The 23116-nt window shown below is 42.8% G+C and carries 17 protein-coding genes and 1 tRNA gene; 8 read left to right on the top strand and 10 right to left on the bottom strand.

Translation table 11 applies throughout. The annotated features are described in order from the left end of the window. The first annotated feature begins 432 nt into the window (after positions 1-432). The 5 genes from IP485_RS11780 (at position 433) to IP485_RS11760 (ending at position 8632) form a co-directional block, all read left to right on the top strand. Positions 433-1968, top strand: coding sequence for a type I restriction-modification system subunit M (locus tag IP485_RS11780; protein ID WP_198327364.1), 1536 nt, complete (start codon positions 433-435; stop codon positions 1966-1968). Continuing rightward, a complete protein-coding gene (locus tag IP485_RS11775; protein WP_198327363.1) occupies positions 1958-3214 on the top strand; it encodes a restriction endonuclease subunit S in 1257 nt (418 codons plus the stop codon). The genes IP485_RS11780 and IP485_RS11775 overlap by 11 nt, the downstream gene beginning before the upstream one ends. A 101-nt stretch (positions 3215-3315) precedes the next feature. Continuing rightward, a complete protein-coding gene (locus tag IP485_RS11770) occupies positions 3316-4275 on the top strand; it encodes an SEL1-like repeat protein (protein ID WP_198327362.1) in 960 nt (319 codons plus the stop codon). A gap of 168 nt (positions 4276-4443) precedes the next feature. After that, positions 4444-7779, top strand: coding sequence for a type I restriction endonuclease subunit R (locus IP485_RS11765; protein ID WP_198327361.1), 3336 nt, complete (start codon positions 4444-4446; stop codon positions 7777-7779). Positions 7780-7807: 28 nt separating this feature from the next. Then, positions 7808-8632, top strand: coding sequence for a M48 family metallopeptidase (locus tag IP485_RS11760; protein WP_198327360.1), 825 nt, complete (start codon positions 7808-7810; stop codon positions 8630-8632). A 118-nt stretch (positions 8633-8750) separates the two neighbouring features. On the opposite strand, the gene IP485_RS11755 is transcribed toward IP485_RS11760, so the two are convergent. Together IP485_RS11755 and IP485_RS11750 are read right to left on the bottom strand one after the other, a co-directional pair. Next, a complete protein-coding gene (locus tag IP485_RS11755; RefSeq protein ID WP_198327359.1) occupies positions 8751-9650 on the bottom strand; it encodes an SMP-30/gluconolactonase/LRE family protein in 900 nt (299 codons plus the stop codon). Positions 9651-9699: 49 nt separating this feature from the next. Then, positions 9700-10863, bottom strand: coding sequence for an iron-containing alcohol dehydrogenase (locus tag IP485_RS11750; protein ID WP_198327358.1), 1164 nt, complete (start codon positions 10861-10863; stop codon positions 9700-9702). Positions 10864-11367: 504 nt separating this feature from the next. Between IP485_RS11750 and IP485_RS11745 the strand changes: the two genes are divergently transcribed. Beyond that, positions 11368-12414, top strand: a complete 1047-nt coding sequence (locus IP485_RS11745; protein ID WP_198327357.1) for a TRAP transporter substrate-binding protein — start codon at positions 11368-11370, stop codon at positions 12412-12414. A gap of 125 nt (positions 12415-12539) precedes the next feature. Here the strand turns inward: IP485_RS11745 and IP485_RS11740 are convergent, their stop codons facing one another. The 4 genes from IP485_RS11740 to IP485_RS11725 are packed head-to-tail and all read right to left on the bottom strand — an operon-like array spanning position 12540 to position 14587. Further along, positions 12540-12860 (bottom strand): hypothetical protein, encoded by a 321-nt coding sequence (locus tag IP485_RS11740; RefSeq protein ID WP_198327356.1) that lies wholly within the window; start codon positions 12858-12860, stop codon positions 12540-12542. 10 nt (positions 12861-12870) lie between these two features. Next, a complete protein-coding gene (locus IP485_RS11735) occupies positions 12871-13161 on the bottom strand; it encodes a hypothetical protein (protein ID WP_198327355.1) in 291 nt (96 codons plus the stop codon). Next, positions 13158-14360, bottom strand: coding sequence for a site-specific integrase (locus tag IP485_RS11730; RefSeq protein ID WP_194197174.1), 1203 nt, complete (start codon positions 14358-14360; stop codon positions 13158-13160). Before IP485_RS11730 ends, IP485_RS11735 begins: the two co-directional genes overlap by 4 nt. Positions 14361-14371: 11 nt before the next feature. After that, entirely contained in the window at positions 14372-14587 is a 216-nt protein-coding gene (locus tag IP485_RS11725; protein WP_045447035.1) for a hypothetical protein, read from the bottom strand. A gap of 150 nt (positions 14588-14737) precedes the next feature. Here IP485_RS11725 and IP485_RS11720 point away from each other — a divergent pair, with 150 nt between their 5' ends. Next, positions 14738-14962 (top strand): helix-turn-helix domain-containing protein, encoded by a 225-nt coding sequence (locus IP485_RS11720; RefSeq protein WP_020443849.1) that lies wholly within the window; start codon positions 14738-14740, stop codon positions 14960-14962. A 238-nt stretch (positions 14963-15200) separates the two neighbouring features. On the opposite strand, the gene IP485_RS11715 is transcribed toward IP485_RS11720, so the two are convergent. After that, positions 15201-15277: transfer RNA gene (locus tag IP485_RS11715), tRNA-Val, on the bottom strand. A 311-nt stretch (positions 15278-15588) separates the two neighbouring features. On the opposite strand from IP485_RS11715, the gene IP485_RS11710 reads away from it, so the two are divergent. Next, positions 15589-16566, top strand: coding sequence for a glutathione S-transferase family protein (locus tag IP485_RS11710; protein WP_198327354.1), 978 nt, complete (start codon positions 15589-15591; stop codon positions 16564-16566). A 120-nt stretch (positions 16567-16686) separates the two neighbouring features. Here IP485_RS11710 and hemB read toward each other — a convergent pair whose 3' ends face one another. The 3 genes from hemB to IP485_RS11695 all read right to left on the bottom strand — a co-directional run bounded on the left by hemB (position 16687) and on the right by IP485_RS11695 (position 23097). Beyond that, the gene (gene hemB, locus IP485_RS11705) at positions 16687-17694 is read right to left on the bottom strand and encodes a porphobilinogen synthase (protein ID WP_198327353.1); all 1008 of its coding nucleotides are present in this window, start codon (positions 17692-17694) and stop codon (positions 16687-16689) included. Positions 17695-18061: 367 nt separating this feature from the next. Continuing rightward, positions 18062-19876 carry an efflux transporter outer membrane subunit gene (locus IP485_RS11700; protein ID WP_198327352.1) on the bottom strand — a complete coding sequence of 605 codons (1815 nt, stop codon included), beginning with the start codon at positions 19874-19876 and terminating at the stop codon, positions 18062-18064. Beyond that, entirely contained in the window at positions 19873-23097 is a 3225-nt protein-coding gene (locus tag IP485_RS11695) for an efflux RND transporter permease subunit (RefSeq protein ID WP_198327351.1), read from the bottom strand. Before IP485_RS11695 ends, IP485_RS11700 begins: the two co-directional genes overlap by 4 nt. Positions 23098-23116 lie beyond the last annotated feature (19 nt).

The raw sequence follows: 23116 nt of genomic DNA, 5'->3' as shown, positions 1-23116 counted from the left end.
TCGAGATTCAAACATCGTCTGCACTGGTATTAAAGCAAGTTGATTTTCAAGCCAATCTTTAGGACTATTGGCCTCAATATGTATGGTCTCACTTTTAGTATTGTAGGTATAGCAAGTTATCTTAGAACTGTCCGTTCATTTGAGTAACACACCAAAGCATACTTGTCGCCACTACCTTAGTTATCTTCATAATTAAGAGATAGCAAGAGCACACTACAATTTGAATGGATGCTATCTTTAAAGGCAACATAACTTAGCAAACAAAACATCATCAGCTTAGCAACTAGGTTTTTTTTGTCTGACTTCCTAGTTCTGCTAAATATCTACTATAATCGAATTTTTCAGCAATGACATCTGCCAACTATCTTAGACCCTGCTATCATTACCTCACTATAACAACCAGCAATTTTCCAGCGCGTTAAGGAATAACCAATGCCTGCCAGTACCACTAATAATATTAGCAAAATCAATCAAGACGACATCAATAAAGCCGTCTGGAACGCCTGCGATACTTTTCGCGGGGTCATCAGCGCCGATACGTATAAAGACTTTATCTTAACCATGCTCTTTCTTAAGTATCTGTCTGATGTCTATCGCGATGAGTACAACAAACTGGTCGAGCAGTATGGCGACAACCCTGAGCTGATCCACGCCATGATGTCCAAGCAGCGTTTTGTATTGCCTGAAGGTGCTAGCTTTTGGGATCTATATGAGCAGCGTCATCAGCCGGGTAACGGTCAACGTATTGACGAAGCGCTACATGCGATTGAAGAAGCCAACGGCACCAAGCTCAAAAACGTCTTCCAAGATATTAGCTTTAATACGGACAAATTGGGTCAAGAAAAGCAAAAGAACGAGCTACTCCGCCACCTATTAGAAGATTTTGGCAAAGACATCCTCAATCTAAGTGCCGAGCGTGTCGGTAGCCTCGATGTAATTGGTAATGCTTACGAGTATTTGATCAAGCACTTTGCGGCGAGTAGTGGGGCGACGGCTGGTGAGTTTTATACACCGCCTGAAGTGTCGAACTTGCTAGCGACTATCCTTGATCCTGTCGAGGGCGATGAAATCTGTGATCCTGCTTGCGGTTCAGGGTCGCTACTCATTAAATGCGGGGCAATGGTACGCAAAAACTCAAATTCCAAAAAGTATGCGCTATACGGTCAAGAAGCCATTGGCTCGACATGGGCACTGGCCAAGATGAATATGTTCCTACACGGTGAGGACAACCACCGTATCGAGTGGGGCGATACCATCCGTAATCCGCTGCTACTCGATAAGGACGGCAAGCACTTACTACAGTTTGATGTGGTGACCGCCAATCCGCCGTTTTCATTGGATAAATGGGGTCATGAAGATGCCAGCAGCGATCCCTATGGTCGCTTCCATCGCGGTGTACCGCCTAAGACCAAGGGCGACTATGCGTTTATCAGTCATATGATCGAAACGCTTAAACCAAACACTGGTCGCATGGGTGTGGTCGTACCGCATGGCGTGCTATTCCGTGCGTCTAGTGAAGGCAAGATCCGTCAGCAACTGATAGAAGAAAATCTGCTCGATACGGTGATTGGCTTACCTGAAAAGCTGTTCTTTGGGACGGGTATTCCAGCGGCTATTTTGCTGTTTAAAAAGAACAAAACTGATGATAAAGTTTTGTTTATCGATGCCAGTAATGAGTTTAAATCAGGTAAAAATCAAAACCAGCTGACTGAAGACAATATTGCTAAAATCATTGAGACGTATAAGGCGCGAGAAAGCGTCGATAAATACGCGTATCTAGCGAGCTTTGATGAGATTAAAGAAAATGACTTTAACCTAAACATTCCGCGTTATGTCGATACGTTTGAGGAAGAGGCGGAGATTGATTTGGATGCGGTACGCTCTGAGCGTCTTGAGTTAAAGGCTAAATTAGATACGTTAGAAACTGAGATGGCAGGGTATTTAAAGGAGTTGGGTTATGGTGCCTAATGGTTGGGAGGTTAAAAGCTTTGCTAAACTATTAATATCTGGTGATATGGAAAAAATCCAAGATGGTAATCATGGTGATTCTCATCCTAAATCTAGTGATTTTGTAAAGTCGGGCATTCCTTTTGTAATGGCAAGAGATCTCAAAAAAGGTACAGTTGATCTTGAAAATTGCGCTTACATTACGAAAGAACAAGCTGATTCATTAAGAATTGGTTTTGCAAAGACTGGTGATATTCTTCTTTCTCATAAAGGAACAGTAGGCTTGGTCGCTATCGTTCCTCTATGTGATGAATATATGATGCTAACGCCACAAGTTACATATTATCGAATTCCACAAGATTCAAGTTTAATGAGTTCATACCTATATCAATTCTTATTAAGTCATGAATATCAAAGTCGTTTTAAAAATTTGGCATTTCAATCTACAAGAAGTTATTTAGGGATAACTGCTCAAAAGGAACTATCTATAAACTTACCACCACTCCCAGAACAACAAAAAATCGCCAAAATTCTATCCACTTGCGATAAAGCGATTAGCACGACTGAGCGTTTGATTGAGAATAGCACCCAGCAGAAAAAAGCCTTGATGCAGCAATTGCTGACGGGTAAAAAGCGTTTGCTTGATGAGTCGGGGAAAAGGTTTGAGGGTGAGTGGGAAGATGTGAAACTAAGTGCAATAGTCAAAGTAATAGGGGGAAATGCTTTTAAAAGCACAGATTTCAAAGATTCAGGAATCCCATTAATTAAAATCTCTAACATCAAACCAGATTACTCAGTCAGTATTGAGTCCTCAGTGTTTATTTCATTAGATCAAAAATATGACAAGTTCCAAATAAAAAATGGTGATGTGTTAATTGCTATGTCTGGCGCGACAACAGGGAAAATTGGAAGATATACATCTGATGAAATGGCTTATTTAAATCAACGAGTTGGTCGCTTTGATGTAAGAAAAGGGTTAACAATAAACAGTTATCTTTTCCAACTATTAAAACTCCCTAAAGTTCAACATGAGATACTTATTGATGCAGTTGGCGGGGCACAGCCAAATATTAGTAACAAAGATATTGAGCGAATAAAAGTATCGATTCCACCTATCAAAGAACAACAAAAAGTCGCCACCGTGTTAACCAATGCCGATAAAGAAATAGAGTTGCTTGAGCAGCAATTGGCTGATTTTCAGCAAGAGAAAAAGGCGTTGATGCAGGTTTTGTTGACGGGTAAGAAGCGGGTGGTGGTTGATGGGTAATGGTTTATTCACGTGGAAGATAGAGCATGCAGTTATTAAGTACACATTTCATGACTCAAGTCATCGTAGCAATAGTATCTTTTGGAATAGGCTTGTCTGCTATGGCATTAGATAGTAAAGAGCAAACCATATTAGCCAATCAAGGTGATGCCAGTGCTCAAAATAAACTCGGGTTTATATATGAGAGAGGCTTGGGTGTTCAGCAAGACTATGACGAATCTATCAAGTGGTATTTAAAGGCAGCCAATCAGGGTAATGCCAGCGCTCAAGCCAATGTGGGAATGATGTACCGTGACGGTCTAGGAGTTCAACAAGATTATACCGAAGCCTTCAAATGGTATCTGAAGGCAGCTGATCAAGGCAACTTTAGAGCACAGTCTGGCTTAGGACTCATGTACAAGGATGGTCTGGGTGTTGGGCAAGACTATGCCAAAGCGTTGATGTGGATAAAGAAAGCGGCGAACCAAAATGATGCCAATGCACAGAATAGCTTGGGACTCATGTACAAGGATGGTCTGGGTGTTCAACAAGATTATGCCAAAGCGTTAATGTGGATTACTAGCGCTGCCAATCAAGATGATTCTAATGCACAAAATAGCTTGGGACTCATGTATAAGGATGGTTTGGGTGTTGAGCAAGATTACAGTGAGGCGGTCAGATGGTATCTAAAATCAGCGAATAAAGGTGATGCTGCTGGCCAAAGAAATTTAGGTTTGATGTACAAAGATGGTTTGGGTGTTGAGCAAAGCTACAGCGAAACAATCAAATGGTATTTGAAGTCAGCCAACCAAGGCTATGCTGATGCACAAAACGGCTTAGGAATAGTTTATTCCCAAGGTTTAGGCTTTCAAAAAAATTATATTGAAGCAAATAATTGGTACTTAAAAGCGGCTAATCAAGGACATGCCCATGCTCAAAAGAATCTTGGCTTAATGTACGCAAATGGCATAGGCGTCCAACAAAACTATACTGAAGCGGTTAGTTGGTATAGCAAATCATGTGAAAATGGCAATCAGGATGCGTGTAAACATTATAAAATTTTGAAAAAATTAGGGTATTAACGACACGAGTTATCGTATTAACGCTAACCGCCACGCTACGCCCTTTGGCTCACGCGCAGTATTGGCGGTTTTTTGTTGCCTTTTTTATGGCGTCTTTAGTAGCGTTTTGGGCTACAATCGATAAAACCAAATACGCAATCAAACAAACATATGTCTAAAGTGGCAGATATGACCAAACCAATCTTTAATATTAGCGCCAGTGCGAGCATCAACTTCGCCGAAGAATTCAGCTCAAAAATTCCTGCCTTAACCTTGCTCACTACACTGGGCTATGAGTTTATTCCGCCAAGTCAATGCAATGCCATGCGCTCAAAAGTGGCTTTCAATAAAGCGACTAACCAAGTCGTCTTACTGCCTATCATGCGTGCTTTTTTAACCAAGCAAACTTTTACGTTTGAGGGTCAGGCGCATCATCTATCAGACAGCGCCATTGATAAGATCATGCATGAGCTAAACCCTGCTATAAACTTAGGCTTGCAGGCAGCAAACGAGGCGCTATATAACGCTATGCTGTATGGCGTGACCGTGACTGAATTCATCGATGGTAAGAAGACTTCGCAGACCATCGCTCTGATAGATTGGAATAATATCAGTAATAACAGCTTTCACGTTACCGAAGAGCTGGTAGTACTCAATAGTGAAGGTACGAGTAGTCGTAGACCTGATATCGTTTGCTTTGTGAATGGTCTACCTCTGGCAGTCATCGAAGCCAAACGCCCTGACTCCAGTAGAGAGTGGCAATCGACCAATGCCCAAGCGGTATCCCAGCATATCCGCAATCAACATCAAAAAGAAATCCCGCATCTATTTGCCTATAGCCAGTTATTGCTAGCGGTCAATGGTAATGACGGTCTGTATGCCACCTGCGGTACGCCTGAGAAGTTTTGGGCAAAATGGGTCGAAGAAGAAATCTCTGAGCCTGAGTTTGCCCGTTTAAAAAACCAAGCACTCAGTCCTAAGCAAATTGAGAGTTTGTTTGGTGATCGTCCTACCTCTATTAAAGAGGAGTATCAGTCACTAGTTGATGGTGGTGATTTAGTCGTCACCGACCAAGACCGCTTAATTATCAGCCTTTTGCAGCCCCAGCGTCTGCTTGAGATGACGCGCATGTTTACCTTGTTTGATAAAAAAGCTGGCAAAATTGTCGCCCGTTATCAGCAAGTCTTTGGCATCAAAGCTTTGATCGAACGTATCAGCACTTTTGACGGCTCTGATGGTAAGTCGGGTAGTCGGCAAGGTGGAGTGATTTGGCATACTACAGGTAGTGGTAAATCTTTCACGATGGTGTTCTTCTCCAAAGCTTTGATTTGGTTAGAAGAACTCGCCAAGTGCCGTGTCATTGTCGTCACCGATCGTGTCGATCTAGAAACTCAGCTTAGTAGAACCTTTGCTTCTGGTGGTGTATTATCCGATCGCGATAAGTCCGATGCCATGGCTACCTCTGGTCGCCGTCTGGCGCAGCAAATCGGTCACGGTAACGAGCGTGTTATCTTCTCCATTATTAATAAGTTTGGCTCAGCGGTTAAGTATGATGAATGCTATAACGATAGCCCAAACATCATCGTCATGGTCGATGAAGGTCACCGTAGCCAAAACGGTGAGAATAACATCCGCATGGCACAAGCCCTGCCAAACGCCGCTTTTATTGCATTTACAGGTACGCCATTACTGAAAGATGATAAGACCGAAAACAAATTCGGTAGCATCATTCACTCTTATACCATGCAGCAAGCAGTCAAAGACAAAACCGTCACGCCACTGTTATACGAAGAGCGTATCCCTGAGCTTAATACCAATGACCAAGCTATCGATGCATGGTTTGACCGTATCACCCAGAAGCTTACTGATGATCAAAAAACCGATCTCAAACGTAAGTTCTCACAAAAAGGTCAAATCTATCAAGTTGAAGGTCGTATTGAGCTGATCGCTCATGACATCTCTGATCACTTCCAAAACTTTAAACAGCAGCACCTTAAAGGTCAGTTGGCTTGTGACTCCAAAGCCTCAGCTATCCGCTATAAAATGGCGTTAGACAAGATTGGTAAAGTGACCTCAGTGGTCGCTATGTCGCCACCTGATACTCGTGAGGGGCATGACACCATCGATGGCGAATCAAAAGACATCGTCCAGAATTGGTGGCAAGCCAATGTTGCTAATGAGTATGGCGGTGATGAAAAAGCATATACCAAAGCCATCATAGAAGCCTTTAGTCAAGATGATGGTCCTGACATTATGATTGTCGTTGATAAGCTACTAACGGGCTTTGATGAACCAAAGAACACCGTGCTGTACATCGACAAACCGCTAAAGCAGCATAACCTCATTCAGGCGATTGCACGAGTAAACCGCTTGCATGAGAAGAAACGCTTTGGTTATCTGATTGACTATCGTGGCATCTTAAAAGAGCTGGATATCACCATTGAGAAATATCAAGACTTAGCCGAGCGTACACAAGGTGGCTTTGATATCGAAGACCTTAAGGGTTTGTATAACGCGATGGATACCGAGTATAAGCAGTTACCAAGACTACATAGTGAGCTGTGGGCTATTTTCTCATCCGTGAAAAACAAGCAAGATGGGCAAGCGTTAAGACAAGTACTTGCGCCAAAAATGCAGGAAATAGAGGGCAGAGTAATTGATACCAAGCTCAAAGAGCGTGATGACTTTTATGCGGCTTTGACCACGTTTTCTAACGCCATGAAAATTGCGTTGCAATCAGCGTCTTTCTTTGAAGACAAATCATTTGATAGCAAACGTGATCGTTATAAAGCTGATCTAAAAGCCTTTGTTAATCTACGCAAGCAAGTGCGCGAGGATGCTGATGAAACCATCGATTACGATGAGTATGAAGCAGATATTCGCAGCTTACTCGATAAGCATATTGCAGGGCTTGAGGTGAAAGAAGCAAAGGGCGTTTACCTTGTCGATAATTTAGGTAAGAATGTTAAGCCTGAAGCGATGAGTGAGGATGAAGCTCGTAACCAAACGGATAAAATCACTGGTCGGGTGACCAAGATGATTGAACAGGATCTGGCTGATGATCCTTATGCCCAAGAGTATTTTTCTAAACTGCTCAAGCAAGCGATTGCGGATGCCAAAGCCATGTTCGATGCGCCAGTGAAGCAATACATGATGTTTGCTGACTTTGAACAAGCCGTCAAAGATCGTGATGTCGCTGATGTGCCAAATGCGTTTATCGATGATAGTGGTAAATTAAACAAACATGCTCAGGCGTACTTTGGTTTGTTTAAGCACTTATTCAATACTGATTTCTTGGTAGATAAAGAGTTGGATAACGACAAGCTAGTCGCTTACGCCTTTGAGATTGATAATATCGTTAAGACAGCCGTGGCTGAGTATTCTATTAATCCAGCAGAGATCGACAATGCTATTAGTGTCAAATTGCTGCCGATGTTATTTATGGATTTGGGTATCGATAAAGCGCAACAGCTCATCGAGGAAGTACTAAAGATTACCCGTCTTGGACTTTCGAGAGACAAGTAGCCTAAGAGTAGCAAGAGGGTAGTAGGCAATGACTGAGAATGGTGCATTTTATTATGGTCAAGATAAAATTGACTATGAAGTTGTGCGTAAAGAAGTAACTTATAAAGAAAAGATAAACAAGTCTGAAAGCGACAAGCTGATTGCTAAAAAGACCAAGCCTCGAAAAGTGATCATTAAAGTACATCCTGATCAGCGTGTGGTTGCTACCGCTCCTGTCGATGCTACCGATGAGATGATTTATGATGCCATGATGAAGCGTGCGCGCTGGATATGGCAAAGCCTACAGGACTTTGCCAAGCAACAAGATTATGTATTGCCCAAGCGTTATGTCAGCGGCGAAACCCAGTTTTATCTAGGCCGTCGTTACGTGTTAAAAGTGATAACCAATATAGAAACTGCCAATGTAATACATCGCACTGTGAAGCTTAGTCGCGGTAAGTTAAATGTAGAATTGTCTCAAAGCGATTCTACATTAAATAGTGAAGAACGAATTGCTATCGTCAAAAGCCTTATTGATGAATGGTATAAGAATAAAGCCAAGCTTATCTTTATAGAACGCCTAGAGGTGGTATTACCTAAAGCAGCGTGGGTAACTGATACGCCAGCTTTCAGACTGTTAGTTATGAAGAAGCAATGGGGTAGCTGTTCAGTGAAAGGCAATCTAATACTTAATCCTCATTTGGTTAAAGCACCAAAGGAATGCATCGATTACGTGATACTCCATGAGCTCTGTCATATCGCTGAGCACAACCATAGCGAGCATTTCTGGCGGTTACTAATGCAAGTAATGCCGAACTGGAAAGAGGTAAAAGCGAGGCTTGATGAGATGGCTGAGCTTTATTTGAATGAGTGAGTCATAACACCTTTATCGTAATTAGCATAAAAGCCACCTTCAAAAAGTAGCTAGCTATCAACTAAAATAACCCGTATCAGGCGGGTTATTTTAAGTTCAGTTCTAAGAAGCTTTTTAATTATGGCGTACCTGCATGCCCTACTTCAACCTGTACAGCTAGCATACGTCCTTTAGTTTCTGCCTTACGAGAGGCTTCATCCCAGTCTGGCGCCGCGCACATAAATAATGTCTTACCATCATGTCCACCAAGAGTAACCGCAAAGATACCATCAGGTGCAGTATCGATAGTTTCTAAAACCTCACCACCCTCTGCTATGCGTACCGCTCGCTGATTTATGGTATCTGCGATCCACACAGCACCCTCGGCATCCAAGGCCAGACCATCAGGTAATATGCTGGCATTTTCTATACGTAGACCCAGATTTGGCTCATCACCTAATTCTCCAAAATTAGCAAAGTCACGCTTTTCTCCGAGGCTACCATCTTCTTTGATATCAAATTGCGTAACTTTATTGCCAAATAGCTCGTTAACGATCAATGTTTTTTGATCTGCAGAGATAACCATGCCATTTGGAAATGCCAATCCTTCAGCGACAACCTGTGAGCTTCCATCAGGCTTAACCAATACAAGCCCTGTGTTTTCATGGTCAGCGCCACCCATCAAATCAAAACCAAAGTTGCCGACATAGGCATTGCCATTAGCTGAAACTACCATGTCATTTGCATGACCACCGCAGTGCTCCCAAATATCAGCGTGAATGACCAAGTTACCATCATTTTCTAGTCGTAAGACTTTGCGGTCTTTCATCGATACGACCAGCAAACGCCCATCAGGCAACCATCCTAAACCGGAAGGTTGCTGTTCAACATGGATGATTTTCTCTGCTACTCCTTCATCGTTAACTCGATAAACGCCTTGAGTATAGAAATCGACAAACCACAGCGCATTTTGATACCAGCGAGGCCCTTCTAAATAGTGAAAGTCATCAACAGCAACTTCTATTTCATATTTCGACATAATCATCTTCCTTGATTGATAGACAAAATTATTTAAACAATATTTCTTATCAGGCTATTTCTTCATATATTGCAGTGACTTCCTCTAAAGTCATATCTTTGGGATTGGTTGCGATTAGCCGTGCATAGGTATTGATAACTATGTCGACTAGGGCAGGAATATCGTTCTTTGTAATATCCAATTCACTCAAACGGTATTTAAGACCACTGTTTTCCAAAAACATTTTTAGTTGACTAATAAATGAAGTCGCTGCTTCTAAATCTGTCATTCCAGCTGTTTGAGTAGGCATGACAGCACGAGCAAGCTCTGCGTATAGAGGAGCAGCTTCTGATAAGTTAAATGTAAAAACACCGCACATGACGAGTGCATTAGCATGTCCATGTGGAATGTGGAAGTTAATACTAAGGGGATAGGAGAGCCCGTGAACAGCGGCTACAGAGGCATTGACGAAGGCAATGCCTGCCAGTGTAGAACCTAACAGCATATCGGCACGAGCATCAATATCGTCACCTTGGTTTAACACTTTTTCAAAATTATTCCAAAGCATCTGTAAGCCTTTTAGGGCTAGTGCATCTGAAATAGGATTCTTTTTAGTACGACTTGTATAGGCCTCAATACAATGCACCATGGCATCAAGCGCGGTTGCTGCAGTGATATGACGTGGTAATTTTAGTGTCAGTGTTGCATCTAAAATGGCGACGTCAGGTAGGATTTTAGGAGTATAAATGGCTTTTTTACTGCCATTTTTTGCGGTAATCACGGAGACAAAGGTAGACTCTGCGCCCGTACCAGCAGTGGTCGGTATGGCAAATAGTGGCAGTTTTTTGAAACCACTAATATCTTTATCTAAAATATCGTTAACGGACTGAAAGTCGTTTGGATATAAGGCGACAATCTTTGCTGTATCAATAGAGCTTCCGCCCCCTAAGCCAATGATCAAGTCACATTGATTGTCTCTTGCAAGCTCAATAGCGCTTTCAACAATTTCAATAGGTGGGTCAGCAACGACATTATCGAACACAACGACATTAACACCTGCTTCCTGTAAGGATTGCTGGGCGATATCGACATAGCCTAATTCGGAGATACCAGCATCTGTAATAATGATGGCTGAGGTGGCAGAATATTGTTTTGCTAAAACACCTAGCTTTTGGCGCATGCTGTCAGCTTCGCTGACAATATGACCATTAGTATAAAATTCAATCCCTGTCATTTTATTCTTCCTTGATATAGGCGCACTTAGATATTGTTTTCTTAAATTCAATCAATGCCACATTAAGAATGTTTTTATATCCATTAGACTCTTATAAGGCATCGATGCATTTTAATGGTACTAGGTACCTATTTATCTTATTAAACTTCTTTATCTCCACTGCATTTTTTATAAGAAAATCGCTTGTAGTGGATGACTAAAATAACGCGTTGAAAGAATCTGGATATCAGAAAAATCATGCAACGTCTGAATTTCTTAGATCACCTAACTAGCCGATGTTTGTAAGATATTACATTAGCATAAACATCAGATAATAGTCATTAAATGATTTGACAGCTATCACTTTAGTTGATAATTTCAGGTGAGTATTTAAGTACACGTTAAGTATATATTGACCTACCTATGTACAACCATTACTAATGGTGTATTTAACTTACTCGTGAAACACTATAAAAACGTAAGTTGAATTAATGAACTTATGACTACTATCAAAAGGAATTGATAATGAAATTAGCACCCATTTTTTCGATAAGTGTGCTAGCCGCGATCAGCCTTTTAGGTTGTTCAAATCAATCTAGTAATGGTACGACTTCCTCAGAAGAGCCAACTGTTTTACGTTTCTCGCATTTCTATCCTGCAACATCTGATATTAATGAGGAGATTTTTGAACCTTGGGCAAAAAAAATCGAAGCTGATTCGGGTGGGCGTCTCAAAGTTGAAGTATACCCTTCAGCCACTATTAGCAAAGCAGATACAGCTTATGAGTCTGCCGTAAAAGGAACCATTGATATTGGCTCTCAAGTACAAGGTTATACGAGTGGTCGATTCCCACTATCTCAGATTGCAGAGCTTCCAGGATTATCTAACTCATCAACACAAACAGGCTGTATGCTGCAAACCCTTTATGATAACGGTACGATTGCTGATGAGTATGAGGATTCACACTTGCTCTTTATGTTTGCCACAGGTCCTGGAACCTTGCATAGTACTGACAAATTGATAAGAACTCCTGAGGATATGAGAGGTATGCGTATTCGTAGGCCCTCAGCAGTTGCAGGTGATATCATCGAGAGCATGGGAGCATCTCCGGTTGGGCTACCTGCCAATGACATATATACTTCTTTACAGCGTGGTGTCGTTGATGGCTTGAGCTTTCCATGGGAAGCTATGGAGACTTTCAAACTAAATGAGTTGACGAAGTATCATACTAATATGCCATTTTATAGTTCTGCTTTGATGGTCACTATGAATAGTGATAAGTATAAAGGTCTGCCAGAAGATTTAAAACAAGTTATTGATGATAATTCAGGTATGGCGCTTAGCAAAAAAGTAGGGGCTATGTGGGATAAGGCTTATTCGACACAGCTACAAGCAGCCATCGATCAAGGAGACGAAGTTGTCGATATTCTAGACCCACTCAATGACCCAGACTGGAAAGGTCCACTTGAAAAAGGTACAAAGAAATATCTTGATGATGTAGAGTCTTTAGGGCTAGATGCTTACGGGGTCTATGATAAGGCTAAAGAAGCTAGCGTAGTCTGTAAGGTGTAATCTTATAAAAGTTTTAGTTAAAATATAGCTGAACTGACTAAAATGAAAAAGCCTCAACTTATGAGCTGAGGCTTTTTTTATTTTTCTGATTCAAATCTAGCAGATAATCCTCACTATCTAAAGCTCTACCTACCTAAGACAAGCTGCCCACCAGAAAAGCTGATACATCCATCACAGAACCAAGAGTTCAATCTCCTTGCATAATGTATATCTGCTGGAACATCTAATTGATAGGGACGACCACAGTACTCACAGTGTACGTCATCTAAATAAACCTGACATTTCGTAAGCGTAGCAAACAACTTATCAAGTTTCATGTTGTGATCGTAACAAAGCAATTCTAAATGCGCTATATAATTACCGGGCGACATATAGGACCAATATTCATGGCACAAACGCTTGTCTGTACCTTCTAGAGCTAAATCAAAGACGAAGTTCATACTCATAATATTCTCCTTAGTACCCATAGCCAGTGTGTGGTAGTAGCTCGTAAAGCGTACTCCGTAGCTGACCACGCATCTCATCAAGTACATAGTCAGGATTGGCATCTAAGCGTTTCTGAACCCATATGCGCAGCGCCATATGATTATCAAAGCAACTATCCACGTTTAAGAAACGAGCCAAACCACTACCTGACTGAATACAGAGCTCACAAATGAGGTAGTTACCTATATTGTTTGCGTCATTACTGACATAGCCACTAGGTTTGAACGTCGCATGCAGTTTATCGTAATCAATGATTTTCATTGTGACGTCTCCTTGTCAGTAGATACCTGAGCAATCTGACTGCGATTGACCAATGCTTCAAATGCACTACCATCCTGCCTAGTCATGTTCGGTACGTAACGGCTATACGTGTTAAACAACATCTTGGTCGTAGAGTGTCCCATTTGGCTGGCTATCCACTCAGGACTTTCGCCAGCAGCTAACCATAACGTCGCTGCAGTATGACGGCTCTGATAGGCATTACGCTTCTTGAGACCCAAGATCTTAAGAGTAGGGTGCCAAACACGCTTATTCACATTGTTATAATCAAGTGGTTCACCTGTATGCGCGCAAAACACATAATCAGAGCGTCCATAAGTAATTGTCTGCTGCTCTTTTAGAGCGTCATAGACCCAAGGTGACATTTGAATCGCACGGTAAGACTCCTGAGTTTTAGGAGGAACAATTTTGCCTTTGACATAAGCTTGTTTGATCACAATCTCACGTCGATTAAAGTCAATGTTTTCCCAAGTCAACCCATCAATCTCACTCGTACGCATCCCTGTAAAAAAACGTACCAGATAATAATTGCGATAGTCTGCTCTCACACCGTTAATAAACGTCCAAACCTCATTCAGTGTGAATGGTTGAATATCCGTTTTAGGCTGTTTGAGTGCATTGATATCGTAGTAAGGATTATCAAACTGATAGCGTTTAGCTGCTTCTTTTAGTATCATACCTAAAGGTACCATGATCGAATTGATGCGTGCCGCTGACAGATGTTTGTTAGCTTTTCCGTACGTTACTTTGGCGAGCGATGAACGGAAGGCTAATACATCTGTCTTTTTTATGAGATGAATGGGCTTAGTCCCAAACTTAACAATCAAGTACATATCAATAATCTCCTTTATTTTGCGCTTGTAAGTATCACGCCATTCAATTTCTTTTTCAGAAAACCATAATTTTGCAAACTGTTCAAAAGAGGGGGTATCGGTATTAATGCATTCCTTGCGATCGTTTAACGCTACCATTTCTGCCGCTTTATCACTTTTTGGAAAGTACTTAGCATAGTTAAACAAACCTAGGATGATTTCTGCTTCCATTTTCTCAATCACTTTTTCAAGCTTTTTGCGATTCGCTGGAGTGTCCGTCAGGTTTGTCGTCTCCCGACAGCGTATACCCATATAATAAAAATCGACAAATAGCATATTGCTACCTCTGCGGGTTCTAATACTAGCCATCCTATTTCTCCTTATTGTAGTGCCATGGCGTTGATGCTACCGGCGATGCCAGTGCGCATATCTTTTTCAATCTCCTCCCAAATGTACAAAATCTTACGACCACCGAACGGGCGTATATAATGAATGCCCTCGATAAGCACACTATCCTTGAGCTCATTACGGATAGTACGAGGGTTATATTTGATGAGCTCAGAAAGCTCTTGGGTAGTTAGGTAGGTATGTGACATAATAAATTCCTTGTAAGCCAATTAAATAACTAGGTTGTTTTATCAAAATAACAAATAATTCTATAAAAGTAATTTGTTGTTCGATACAAGTACTTTACTAGCTATCGTTAGTCGATACAAGTACTTTTTTAGTCTATTAAGGAATTATTAATGATTTTATGTAATTTACCAGTGCTACTAGCTGAACGACGTATGAAGGTTGCAGATCTAATAAGAATGACAGGAATTAGCAAGTCGACAGTGCACAAGATATATAACGAACAGACTTCAAGAATAGATTTTGACACTATGGATAAAATTTGTGAGGCGCTAGATATTGAAGTAGGTGATTTATTTACTTATGTACCTAACGAGCCGCTAGATAAAGAGAAATAAATCTTGAAAGTGTTTTAGATAATTTAGGGTAGAGGTCGAAAGTGCTACTCTGAAAGAAAGGTGAATTAGAGAGCAGGCGCAACTTAGGCACAATTTGGGCACACACGTTTTTTGATGACGTTTACTGAAAGTGAGAAAAGAGGAAATTTGCATCGACATATAGTTTCCTTTTCCTCTATAGCCCATATATTACAGACAAAAAAAGCCCCAATCGTGAGATTGGGGCTTTCTAAATATTTGGTAGGCATAAGCAGACTCGAACTGCTGACCTCTACCATGTCAAGGTAGCGCTCTAACCAACTGAGCTATACGCCTATTTAGGTTGAGCATTTTAGCAAGTTTCTCAGACTTTGCAAGTCTTTTTTATCGTAATTCCGATTTATTATCATAATATTTGGTATTGAGACTTATATTAAGGGTGTTAAAAGGCTTTCCGTGTATTTTTTCTAAACATTTAATTTAATTGGTGTAGTTTTTCTTGTTAATAAGAGAGCGAACCTTAATGGATAAGAGCCTATAACTGGTATGATATCTCTCTAACTGAAGTGAGAGTCATAATAATAATGACTTAGAGTCAGTCATGCCTAACAGCGTTGAATAGAAACGAGACATAGTCGGAGAATAATATGGGCTTATTGGTCGATGGACAGTGGCAGGACAAATGGTATGACACAGAAGCCAATGGTGGCCGCTTTCAACGTGAGGATGCCGGTTTTAGGAACTGGGTGACCGTGGATGGCAATGCAGGACCAACAGGTATTGAGGGCTTTAAAGCCGAACCTGACCGTTACCATCTATATGTGTCGCTCGCCTGTCCTTGGGCGCATCGTGCTTTGATTTATAGTAAGCTCAAAGGCTTAGAGGATATCATCCCGATATCTGTAGTGCATCCCTTTATGGGAGAGTATGGCTGGACATTTGTAGCGGGAGAAGGGGTGATTGCCGATCCGAATATCCATGCAAACTATGCGTATGAGCTCTATATCAAGGCCAAGCCAGATTATACAGGGCGCGTCACGGTACCTATTTTATGGGACAAGAAGACCAATACGATCGTTAGTAATGAGTCGTCAGAAATCATCCGTATGTTTAATTCAGCTTTTGATGGTGTGGGCTCAGTAGCAGGTAACTTTGTGCCAGCCGAGTTATTAACAGAAATCGACGATATCAATACCTTTGTCTATTCTACGATAAATAATGGCGTGTATAAAACTGGATTTTCGACCACACAAGAGGCCTACGAAGAGGCAGTGGTTGAATTGTTTGCCGCGCTAGATACACTTGAAGGTCGCTTAGCAACTCAGCGTTATTTGGTAGGTAGTACGATCACTGAGGCGGATTGGCGACTGTTTACGACTTTGGTACGTTTCGACGCGGTTTATGTCGGGCATTTTAAATGTAATCTGCGTCGTATTGTTGATTATCCAAATCTTTGGGGCTATCTACGTGATTTATACCAAGTGCCTGGCATCGCTGAGACGGTGAATATGGTGCACATCAAGCAGCATTATTACACCAGTCACGCCAGTATAAATCCTACGCGTATCGTCCCTGTCGGCCCTGTGATTGATTTTACGACAGCGCATGATCGTGAGCAGCTGTAGATACTAATAGTTAGTACACGCAATAAATCTTTTTCTTTTAATAGAGTGTCAGTATAAATGAAGCCCCAGCTACTTATAAGCAGTTGGGGCTTTTTGATAATATAAACTGTAGGTTAAATACTAAGCGTTGTTTAGCTGACGGGCAGCTTCTAGTGCAAAGTAGGTCAAGATACCATCAGCACCTGCACGGCGGAAACCAATCAAAGACTCTAAAATGACTGCATCACTGAGCCAGCCGTTTTGAATAGCTGCCATATGCATGGCGTATTCACCAGATACTTGATAGGCAAAGGTTGGCACGCCAAAGGTATCTTTAACTTCACGAATCAAATCAAGATACGGCTGACCGGGTTTAATCATGACCATATCAGCGCCTTCATTGATGTCCATGGCCACTTCATGCAAGGCTTCAGCACGATTGCCAAAGTCCATTTGATATTGCTTTTTGTGTCCACCCTTTAAGTTGCCAGCACTACCGACAGCATCACGGAACGGGCCGTAGTAAGCAGACGCATATTTGGCAGAGTAGGCCATGATAGCCGTATTGACAAAACCTTCGGCTTCAAACGCATCACGCATGGCTTTAATACGTCCATCCATCATGTCACTAGGGGAGATGATATCAGCGCCAGCACGAGCATGTACAAGTGCCTGCTTGACCAATACTTCGATAGTCGCATCATTGATGACGTAACCGCTGTCATCGAGTAGACCATCTTGACCGTGTGAGGTATAAGGGTCTAGCGCCACATCAGTCATTACCACCATTTCTGGTACGGCGTCTTTGACCGCTTTTATCGTACGTGCAGTCAGGGCGTTTTCGTCATAAGCAGCTCTGCCGTCCGGTGTCTTTAGTGAGTTATCAATGACAGGAAAAATGTCGATGGTCGTGACTCCCTCTGCTAATAGCTCTTTGGCATAGTTAATCAATAGGTCAATAGATAGACGCTCAACGCCTGGCATACTAGCGATAGTTTCGCGCTGATTTTGGCCTTCTAGTACAAAAACGGGTGCGATAAAGTGCTTAGGATGTAGCTCCACTTCACGAATCATGGCACGTACATTGTCGTTATAACGCAGACGGCGCAGGCGAGTGGCAGGGTATTGGCGATTAAAGGTATAGCTCATATGAATTCCTTACTGTTTTTTAATAGTTATGGTGTTGCTTGGTAGAGATGTCGCTATTGATATGTCATTATTGATAAGTTGATTCTACAGGGCACTGACTACTGTGTATTGACTGTCATATATTTATAGACAATGTAGTTAAAAAACACTGATGTATAAACGGCTTCTATGTAAACAGATGAGGGCTACACTATACTCAAAAGCGGTTATAAAAAGCAAAAAGCCCTACCACGTTCAGCTGGTAGGGCAAGTTGTACTTATCGACTGTCAATATAATGACACCGTGATATCACAAAGTAGTAGTTTCATAAGTGATGGTTTCATAACTTCATGAATGACGACTCAATGAACCAAAAACCATAAACTCTTATGGCTCAACAATCTGTGTAACAGGAACCGCTTCGACCGTATTGCCATCATAGCGAGTCTCTTCAGTCATCACACCCACTGCTGCATCTTTTCTACCATCATCGTTAACATCAACGATAGCAGTCGGTTTGAAAGTCGTGGTTTCGACCCCTTGCGACTGTTTAATGGCGACAGCCTCTTGCGTAGAGGTCACACGTGCTGAACCCGCTGCCTTGATCGCATTTGTGGCCTTGGTTTTGGCACTCGTCACAGAGCCTGTGACAATTTGAGCCAAATTGGTATGCTGCGGCACAGGAATAGCCGTTGGTACATCCAGATTGGCACCGCCACCTAACGCTTGGTATAGCTCGATTTGGCTGACGATTTTTTGTAGCTCTAAATCCAAGATGCCTTGTTGCGTAGAAAACAATGACCGCTGCGCATCAAGCACATCCAAGTAATTATCAAGACCCGCTTTAAAGCGTGCATCAGCTATCTGATAGGTCTGCTCAAAATTATCTTGCAAGCGGTACTGGGCTTCTAACTGCTCGCCAAGCGTGGCGCGCGTCGCTAGTACATCTGACACTTCACGGAATGCTGTCTGGATAGAGTTCTCATAACTAGCAAGTGTCTGCTTACGTTCGATTTGAGCGATATCATAATTAGCATCCAAGCGACCAGCATCAAAAATAGGCACGCTGATATTAGGACCAAATGACCAACCAATGCCACTGTTTTTGAACAAATCGCTCAAGCTACTGCTACTCACGCCAACACTACTAGCAAGGCTAATAGAAGGGTAGTAAGAAGCTCGTGCCACTTCAATATTGGCACCAGCTGCTTTTAGGTTGTATTCCGCCTGTAGTACATCGGGACGATAGCGCAATAGCTCACTTGGTAGACCTGCGTTAAAGATCTGCTGATTGGTGATATTGCTGACAGCAGGCGTCGGGATAAGCTCATTTGGAATAGCCCCGCCGACTAGGTACTGCAACGCATTACGCGACTGCAGAATACTACTCTGCGCACGTAGTACAGCCAGTCTAGCATTTTCAAGTGAGGCGCTGGCTTGTAGAGATGGCAGCTTAGGATCGATACCTGCTTCAAAACGCTTGTCTGCGATAAACAGCGAACGCTCACGACTCTCAACCGTCGCTTCAGCCAGTTTTAGCTGAGCCAAGCTGTAGCTTAAATTGGCATAGCTTTGAGAGATGTTACTGATTAAGCTGATTTGGGTGGCATCTTTGGCAGCAGTGGTTGCCAAAAAGCTTTGTAGCGCTTGATCTTTTAAGCTAGATATTCTGCCCCAAAAATCTAACTCGTAGCTGGCCAGACCGAGCTGTACATTGTAGTTACTGTTTGGGCTGGTACTAACACTGTTCTGTGCTTGACGGCTGTAGCCTGCACTGCCATTGATAGTCGGCATGTCGCTGATATCAGTGATTTGATATTGTGCGCGAGCTCTTTCAATGGCCAATCGAGCACTTTCAAAGTCTTTGTTGTTCTCTAGACCCAAGGCAATCAAGCCTTTTAAACGCTCATCATTATAAAAGCTCTGCCAGCGTTGACTGGCAATACTTGGCTGTTCGACTGAGCTGACCGTTTCCTTGTCAAATGCGCCATAGCTCTGTTGCATCGCAATGTTAGGCTCAGCTAGGACAGGGCGCATATCCGCTTTTGGGATCGTGTTACAAGCGGCCATACTCATCGCAAGAGCAGTTAGCCCTATTAAACGACCGCTGTTTCTGCGAATCCGAGATAATGCGGGTTGAGCACGGGTCGCTGTCATAGCGACCGGTGATGCGTTAGAGGTAATTGTTTTTTGAGCACTCATTGTGTGTTGTCTCCAAGGCTTGCAGGCTGATAACTCTCAGAAGTCGTTGGGTGTGAGTCAGGCGTATTGCCACCGTCTCTGTCATTTGGCTTGTTATTGTCGTATTTGTGCGGGAACGCACTACGTACCCAGACGTAGAACATTGGGATAAAAAAGATACCCAATAGCGTTGCGGTTACCACACCACCAACCACACTGGTACCGATAGCGTTTTGACTGCCTGAACCTGGACCATTTGCCAAGAATAATGGCACAACACCTAACCCAAAGGCAAGTGAGGTCATAATAATTGGACGTAAGCGCTGGCGTGCCGCAGTCATGACCGCTTCTCTTAGACTGTAGCCTTCCTCTTGATGCTCTTTTGCAAACTCAATAATCAAGATGGCATTTTTGGCGGACAGACCGACGACAGTCAATAGACCAACTTGCAGGTAAACATCGTTGGCAAAACCGCGTAGCCATGTAAATATCACCGCACCCAATACCCCAAGTGGAATGACCAATAGGACAGAGACTGGGATAGACCAACTCTCGTAAAGAGCTGCTAGACACAAGAATACGACTAGGATTGAAAGCGCATAAAGCATCGGCGCCTGAGCACCTGACTTTTGCTCTTCTAGCGACATGCCTGTCCACTCGTAACTGATACCTTCAGGGAGTTTGTCTATCATCGCCTCCATCGAGCTCATTGCATCACCAGTACTCAGGCCTGGCGCTGCGCTACCTTGGATATTCATGGATGGCAAGCTATTGTAGCGCGTGAGACGCGGCGAACCTGATTGCCATTCACTGCTAGAAAACGCATCGAACGGAATCATGCTATTCATGTCATTTCGTACATACCATTTGCCGATGTCATCAGGATTGGTACGGCTGCTCGCTTCACCTTGTACATAGACGCGCTTAATACGGCCACGATCGATGAAATCATTAACGTAGCTTGAGCCCCACGCAGTAGAGATGACACTGTTGATGCTACTTAGCGACAAGCCATAAGCGGCGGCTTGCTCTTGATTGATATTGATTTTTAATTGTGGCGAGTCTTCTTGACCATTAGGACGGACACCAGCGACTTGGTCGTTCTGTCCGGCCATACCCAGCAGCATATTACGAGCTTCAAGCAGTCCATCGTGTCCGAGGTTACCGCTATCTTGGAGCATCAAATCGAAACCACTGGCATTACCAAGCTCGGTAATGGCTGGCGGTACAATCGCAAATACTTGTGCTTCGTTTAACTGGGTAAAGAAATAACCCATCGCTCGCCCAGCCACGGCTTGGGCGGTATTTTCATCACCGGAGCGTTCCTCCCAATCTGATAAACGAACAAACGCCAGCCCCATGTTTTGTCCTTGTCCGGCAAAACTAAAGCCTGCAATGGTAAAGACAGAAGCGATGTTGTCTGTTTCTTGGGTGTCGTAATAGTTTCTGACTTTATCCAGTACGTCTTGGGTTTCATCTAACGTAGAACCAGCAGGCAACTGAACCAAGGTAAACATAATACCTTGATCTTCTTCTGGCAAGAATGAACCAGGAATGCGTAAGAACACAACCGCCATGATACCGATGATGGCTGCATAACCAATCATATATAACCATTTAAAACGAATACTTTTACCAACGAAGTTTTCGTAAGAGCGGCTAAGTTTAAAGAAACCGCGGTTGAACCAACCAAAGAAGCCTTTTTGCTTTTCAGTACTGCTTTTTTCATGGCTCTTGCCACGTTTGAGCAGTGTCACACATAGAGCAGGGGTGAACACCAATGCGACCATGGCTGATAGCACCATACTGGTAATCAAAGTGATCGAGAACTGGCGATAAATCACACCAGTTGAGCCACCAAAGAACGCCATCGGTACAAATACTGCAGATAGAATCAGCGCAATACCAATAACGATTTTACTGATCTCACCCATGGATTTGGTGGTCGCGTCTTTGATAGAAATATCAGGATCTTCTTCCAATATTCGCTCGACGTTTTCCACCACAACGATCGCATCATCGACCAGTAGACCGATGGACAATACCATAGCAAACATGGTCAGTACGTTGATACTAAAGCCTGCAATATACAGCACGGCAAACGTACCTAGTAGCACGACAGGTACCGCAAGCGTTGGAATAATCGTCGCACGCCAGTTCTGTAAGAAAATGAACATGACGATGAATACTAAGACAATGGCTTCGATCAGCGTATGTACCACCTGCTCGATAGATAAGCGTACGAAAGGCGTGGTGTCATAAGGAACGACTGAGGCAAGACCTGTTGGGAAGTTCTTTTCAAGCTCTGCCATACGCGCGCCAACGGCCTCGCGAGTCTCTAACGCATTGGCACCGCCAGCAAGTGAGATACCCAAACCAGCTGCTTCTTGTCCATTATACAAAGACAAAATACTGTAGTTTTCACTACCGATCTCGACTCTAGCCACATCGCCTAAGCGCACTTGTGCACCAGAGGTGTCTGTTTTTAACAGAATATTTTTGAACTCTTCAGGGGTTTGTAGATAGCTTTGAACGGTAACGGTCGCGTTAATGACCTGTTGATCGGTATCAGCAGGGGCTTGTCCTAACTGACCCGCAGATACTTGAGCGTTCTGCGCTTGTATCGCACCAACCACATCCGACGGCACCATGTTGTAGCTACGCAAGCGCGAAGGGTCAAGCCAAACACGCATCGCGTAAGTAGAACCAAAGACCTGAACGTCACCCACACCTTCTACACGACTGATTGAGTCAAGGATATTGGAGTTAATGTAATCGGCAATATCTGATCGATCCATACTGCCATCTTCAGAGATGAATGCCTGAACCATCATAAAGCTACTAGATGATTTATTGACGTTGACACCTTGACGCTGTACCGATTCAGGTAAGGCACTCATTGCCGCTTGTAATTTGTTCTGTACTTGTACCTGAGCGGTATCGGAGTCTGTACCGTTTTCAAAGGTCAGCGTCACTGACGCACTACCGTTTGATGAGCTCGATGACGACATGTACATCAGGCCATCAAGCCCCTTCATACGTTGTTCGATAACCTGAATGACTGAGTTTTCAACGGTTTTTGCATTAGCACCAGGATAGCTTGCACTGACCGAAATCGTCGGTGGCGCAATACGTGGATACTGTTCAATCGGCAGATTAAGAACCGATAACACCCCGATGAGCATGACTAATATAGCCAGCACCCATGCAAAAATAGGGCGATTAATAAAAAAACGTGACATAGTATATCCCTAAGTCTTC

Origin of the sequence: Psychrobacter sp. NG27 (assembly GCF_016106655.1) — a bacterium.
GTDB lineage: Bacteria > Pseudomonadota > Gammaproteobacteria > Pseudomonadales > Moraxellaceae > Psychrobacter.
This window is presented reverse-complemented; position numbering and strand designations above follow the sequence as displayed.

Excerpts from the sequence above, each read along its gene's own strand:
- IP485_RS11760 (WP_198327360.1), top strand. The coding sequence starts at position 7,808 with ATGACTGAGAATGGTGCATTTTATTATGGTCAAGATAAAATTGACTAT.
- IP485_RS11755 (WP_198327359.1), bottom strand. The coding sequence starts at position 9,650 with ATGTCGAAATATGAAATAGAAGTTGCTGTTGATGACTTTCACTATTTA.
- IP485_RS11765 (WP_198327361.1), top strand. The coding sequence starts at position 4,444 with ATGACCAAACCAATCTTTAATATTAGCGCCAGTGCGAGCATCAACTTC.
- IP485_RS11750 (WP_198327358.1), bottom strand. The coding sequence starts at position 10,863 with ATGACAGGGATTGAATTTTATACTAATGGTCATATTGTCAGCGAAGCT.
- IP485_RS11725 (WP_045447035.1), bottom strand. The coding sequence starts at position 14,587 with ATGTCACATACCTACCTAACTACCCAAGAGCTTTCTGAGCTCATCAAA.
- IP485_RS11770 (WP_198327362.1), top strand. The coding sequence starts at position 3,316 with ATGGCATTAGATAGTAAAGAGCAAACCATATTAGCCAATCAAGGTGAT.
- IP485_RS11740 (WP_198327356.1), bottom strand. The coding sequence starts at position 12,860 with ATGAGTATGAACTTCGTCTTTGATTTAGCTCTAGAAGGTACAGACAAG.
- IP485_RS11775 (WP_198327363.1), top strand. The coding sequence starts at position 1,958 with ATGGTGCCTAATGGTTGGGAGGTTAAAAGCTTTGCTAAACTATTAATA.
- IP485_RS11735 (WP_198327355.1), bottom strand. The coding sequence starts at position 13,161 with ATGAAAATCATTGATTACGATAAACTGCATGCGACGTTCAAACCTAGT.
- IP485_RS11730 (WP_194197174.1), bottom strand. The coding sequence starts at position 14,360 with ATGGCTAGTATTAGAACCCGCAGAGGTAGCAATATGCTATTTGTCGAT.
- IP485_RS11780 (WP_198327364.1), top strand. The coding sequence starts at position 433 with ATGCCTGCCAGTACCACTAATAATATTAGCAAAATCAATCAAGACGAC.
- IP485_RS11720 (WP_020443849.1), top strand. The coding sequence starts at position 14,738 with ATGATTTTATGTAATTTACCAGTGCTACTAGCTGAACGACGTATGAAG.
- IP485_RS11695 (WP_198327351.1), bottom strand. The coding sequence starts at position 23,097 with ATGTCACGTTTTTTTATTAATCGCCCTATTTTTGCATGGGTGCTGGCT.
- hemB (WP_198327353.1), bottom strand. The coding sequence starts at position 17,694 with ATGAGCTATACCTTTAATCGCCAATACCCTGCCACTCGCCTGCGCCGT.
- IP485_RS11700 (WP_198327352.1), bottom strand. The coding sequence starts at position 19,876 with ATGAGTGCTCAAAAAACAATTACCTCTAACGCATCACCGGTCGCTATG.
- IP485_RS11710 (WP_198327354.1), top strand. The coding sequence starts at position 15,589 with ATGGGCTTATTGGTCGATGGACAGTGGCAGGACAAATGGTATGACACA.
- IP485_RS11745 (WP_198327357.1), top strand. The coding sequence starts at position 11,368 with ATGAAATTAGCACCCATTTTTTCGATAAGTGTGCTAGCCGCGATCAGC.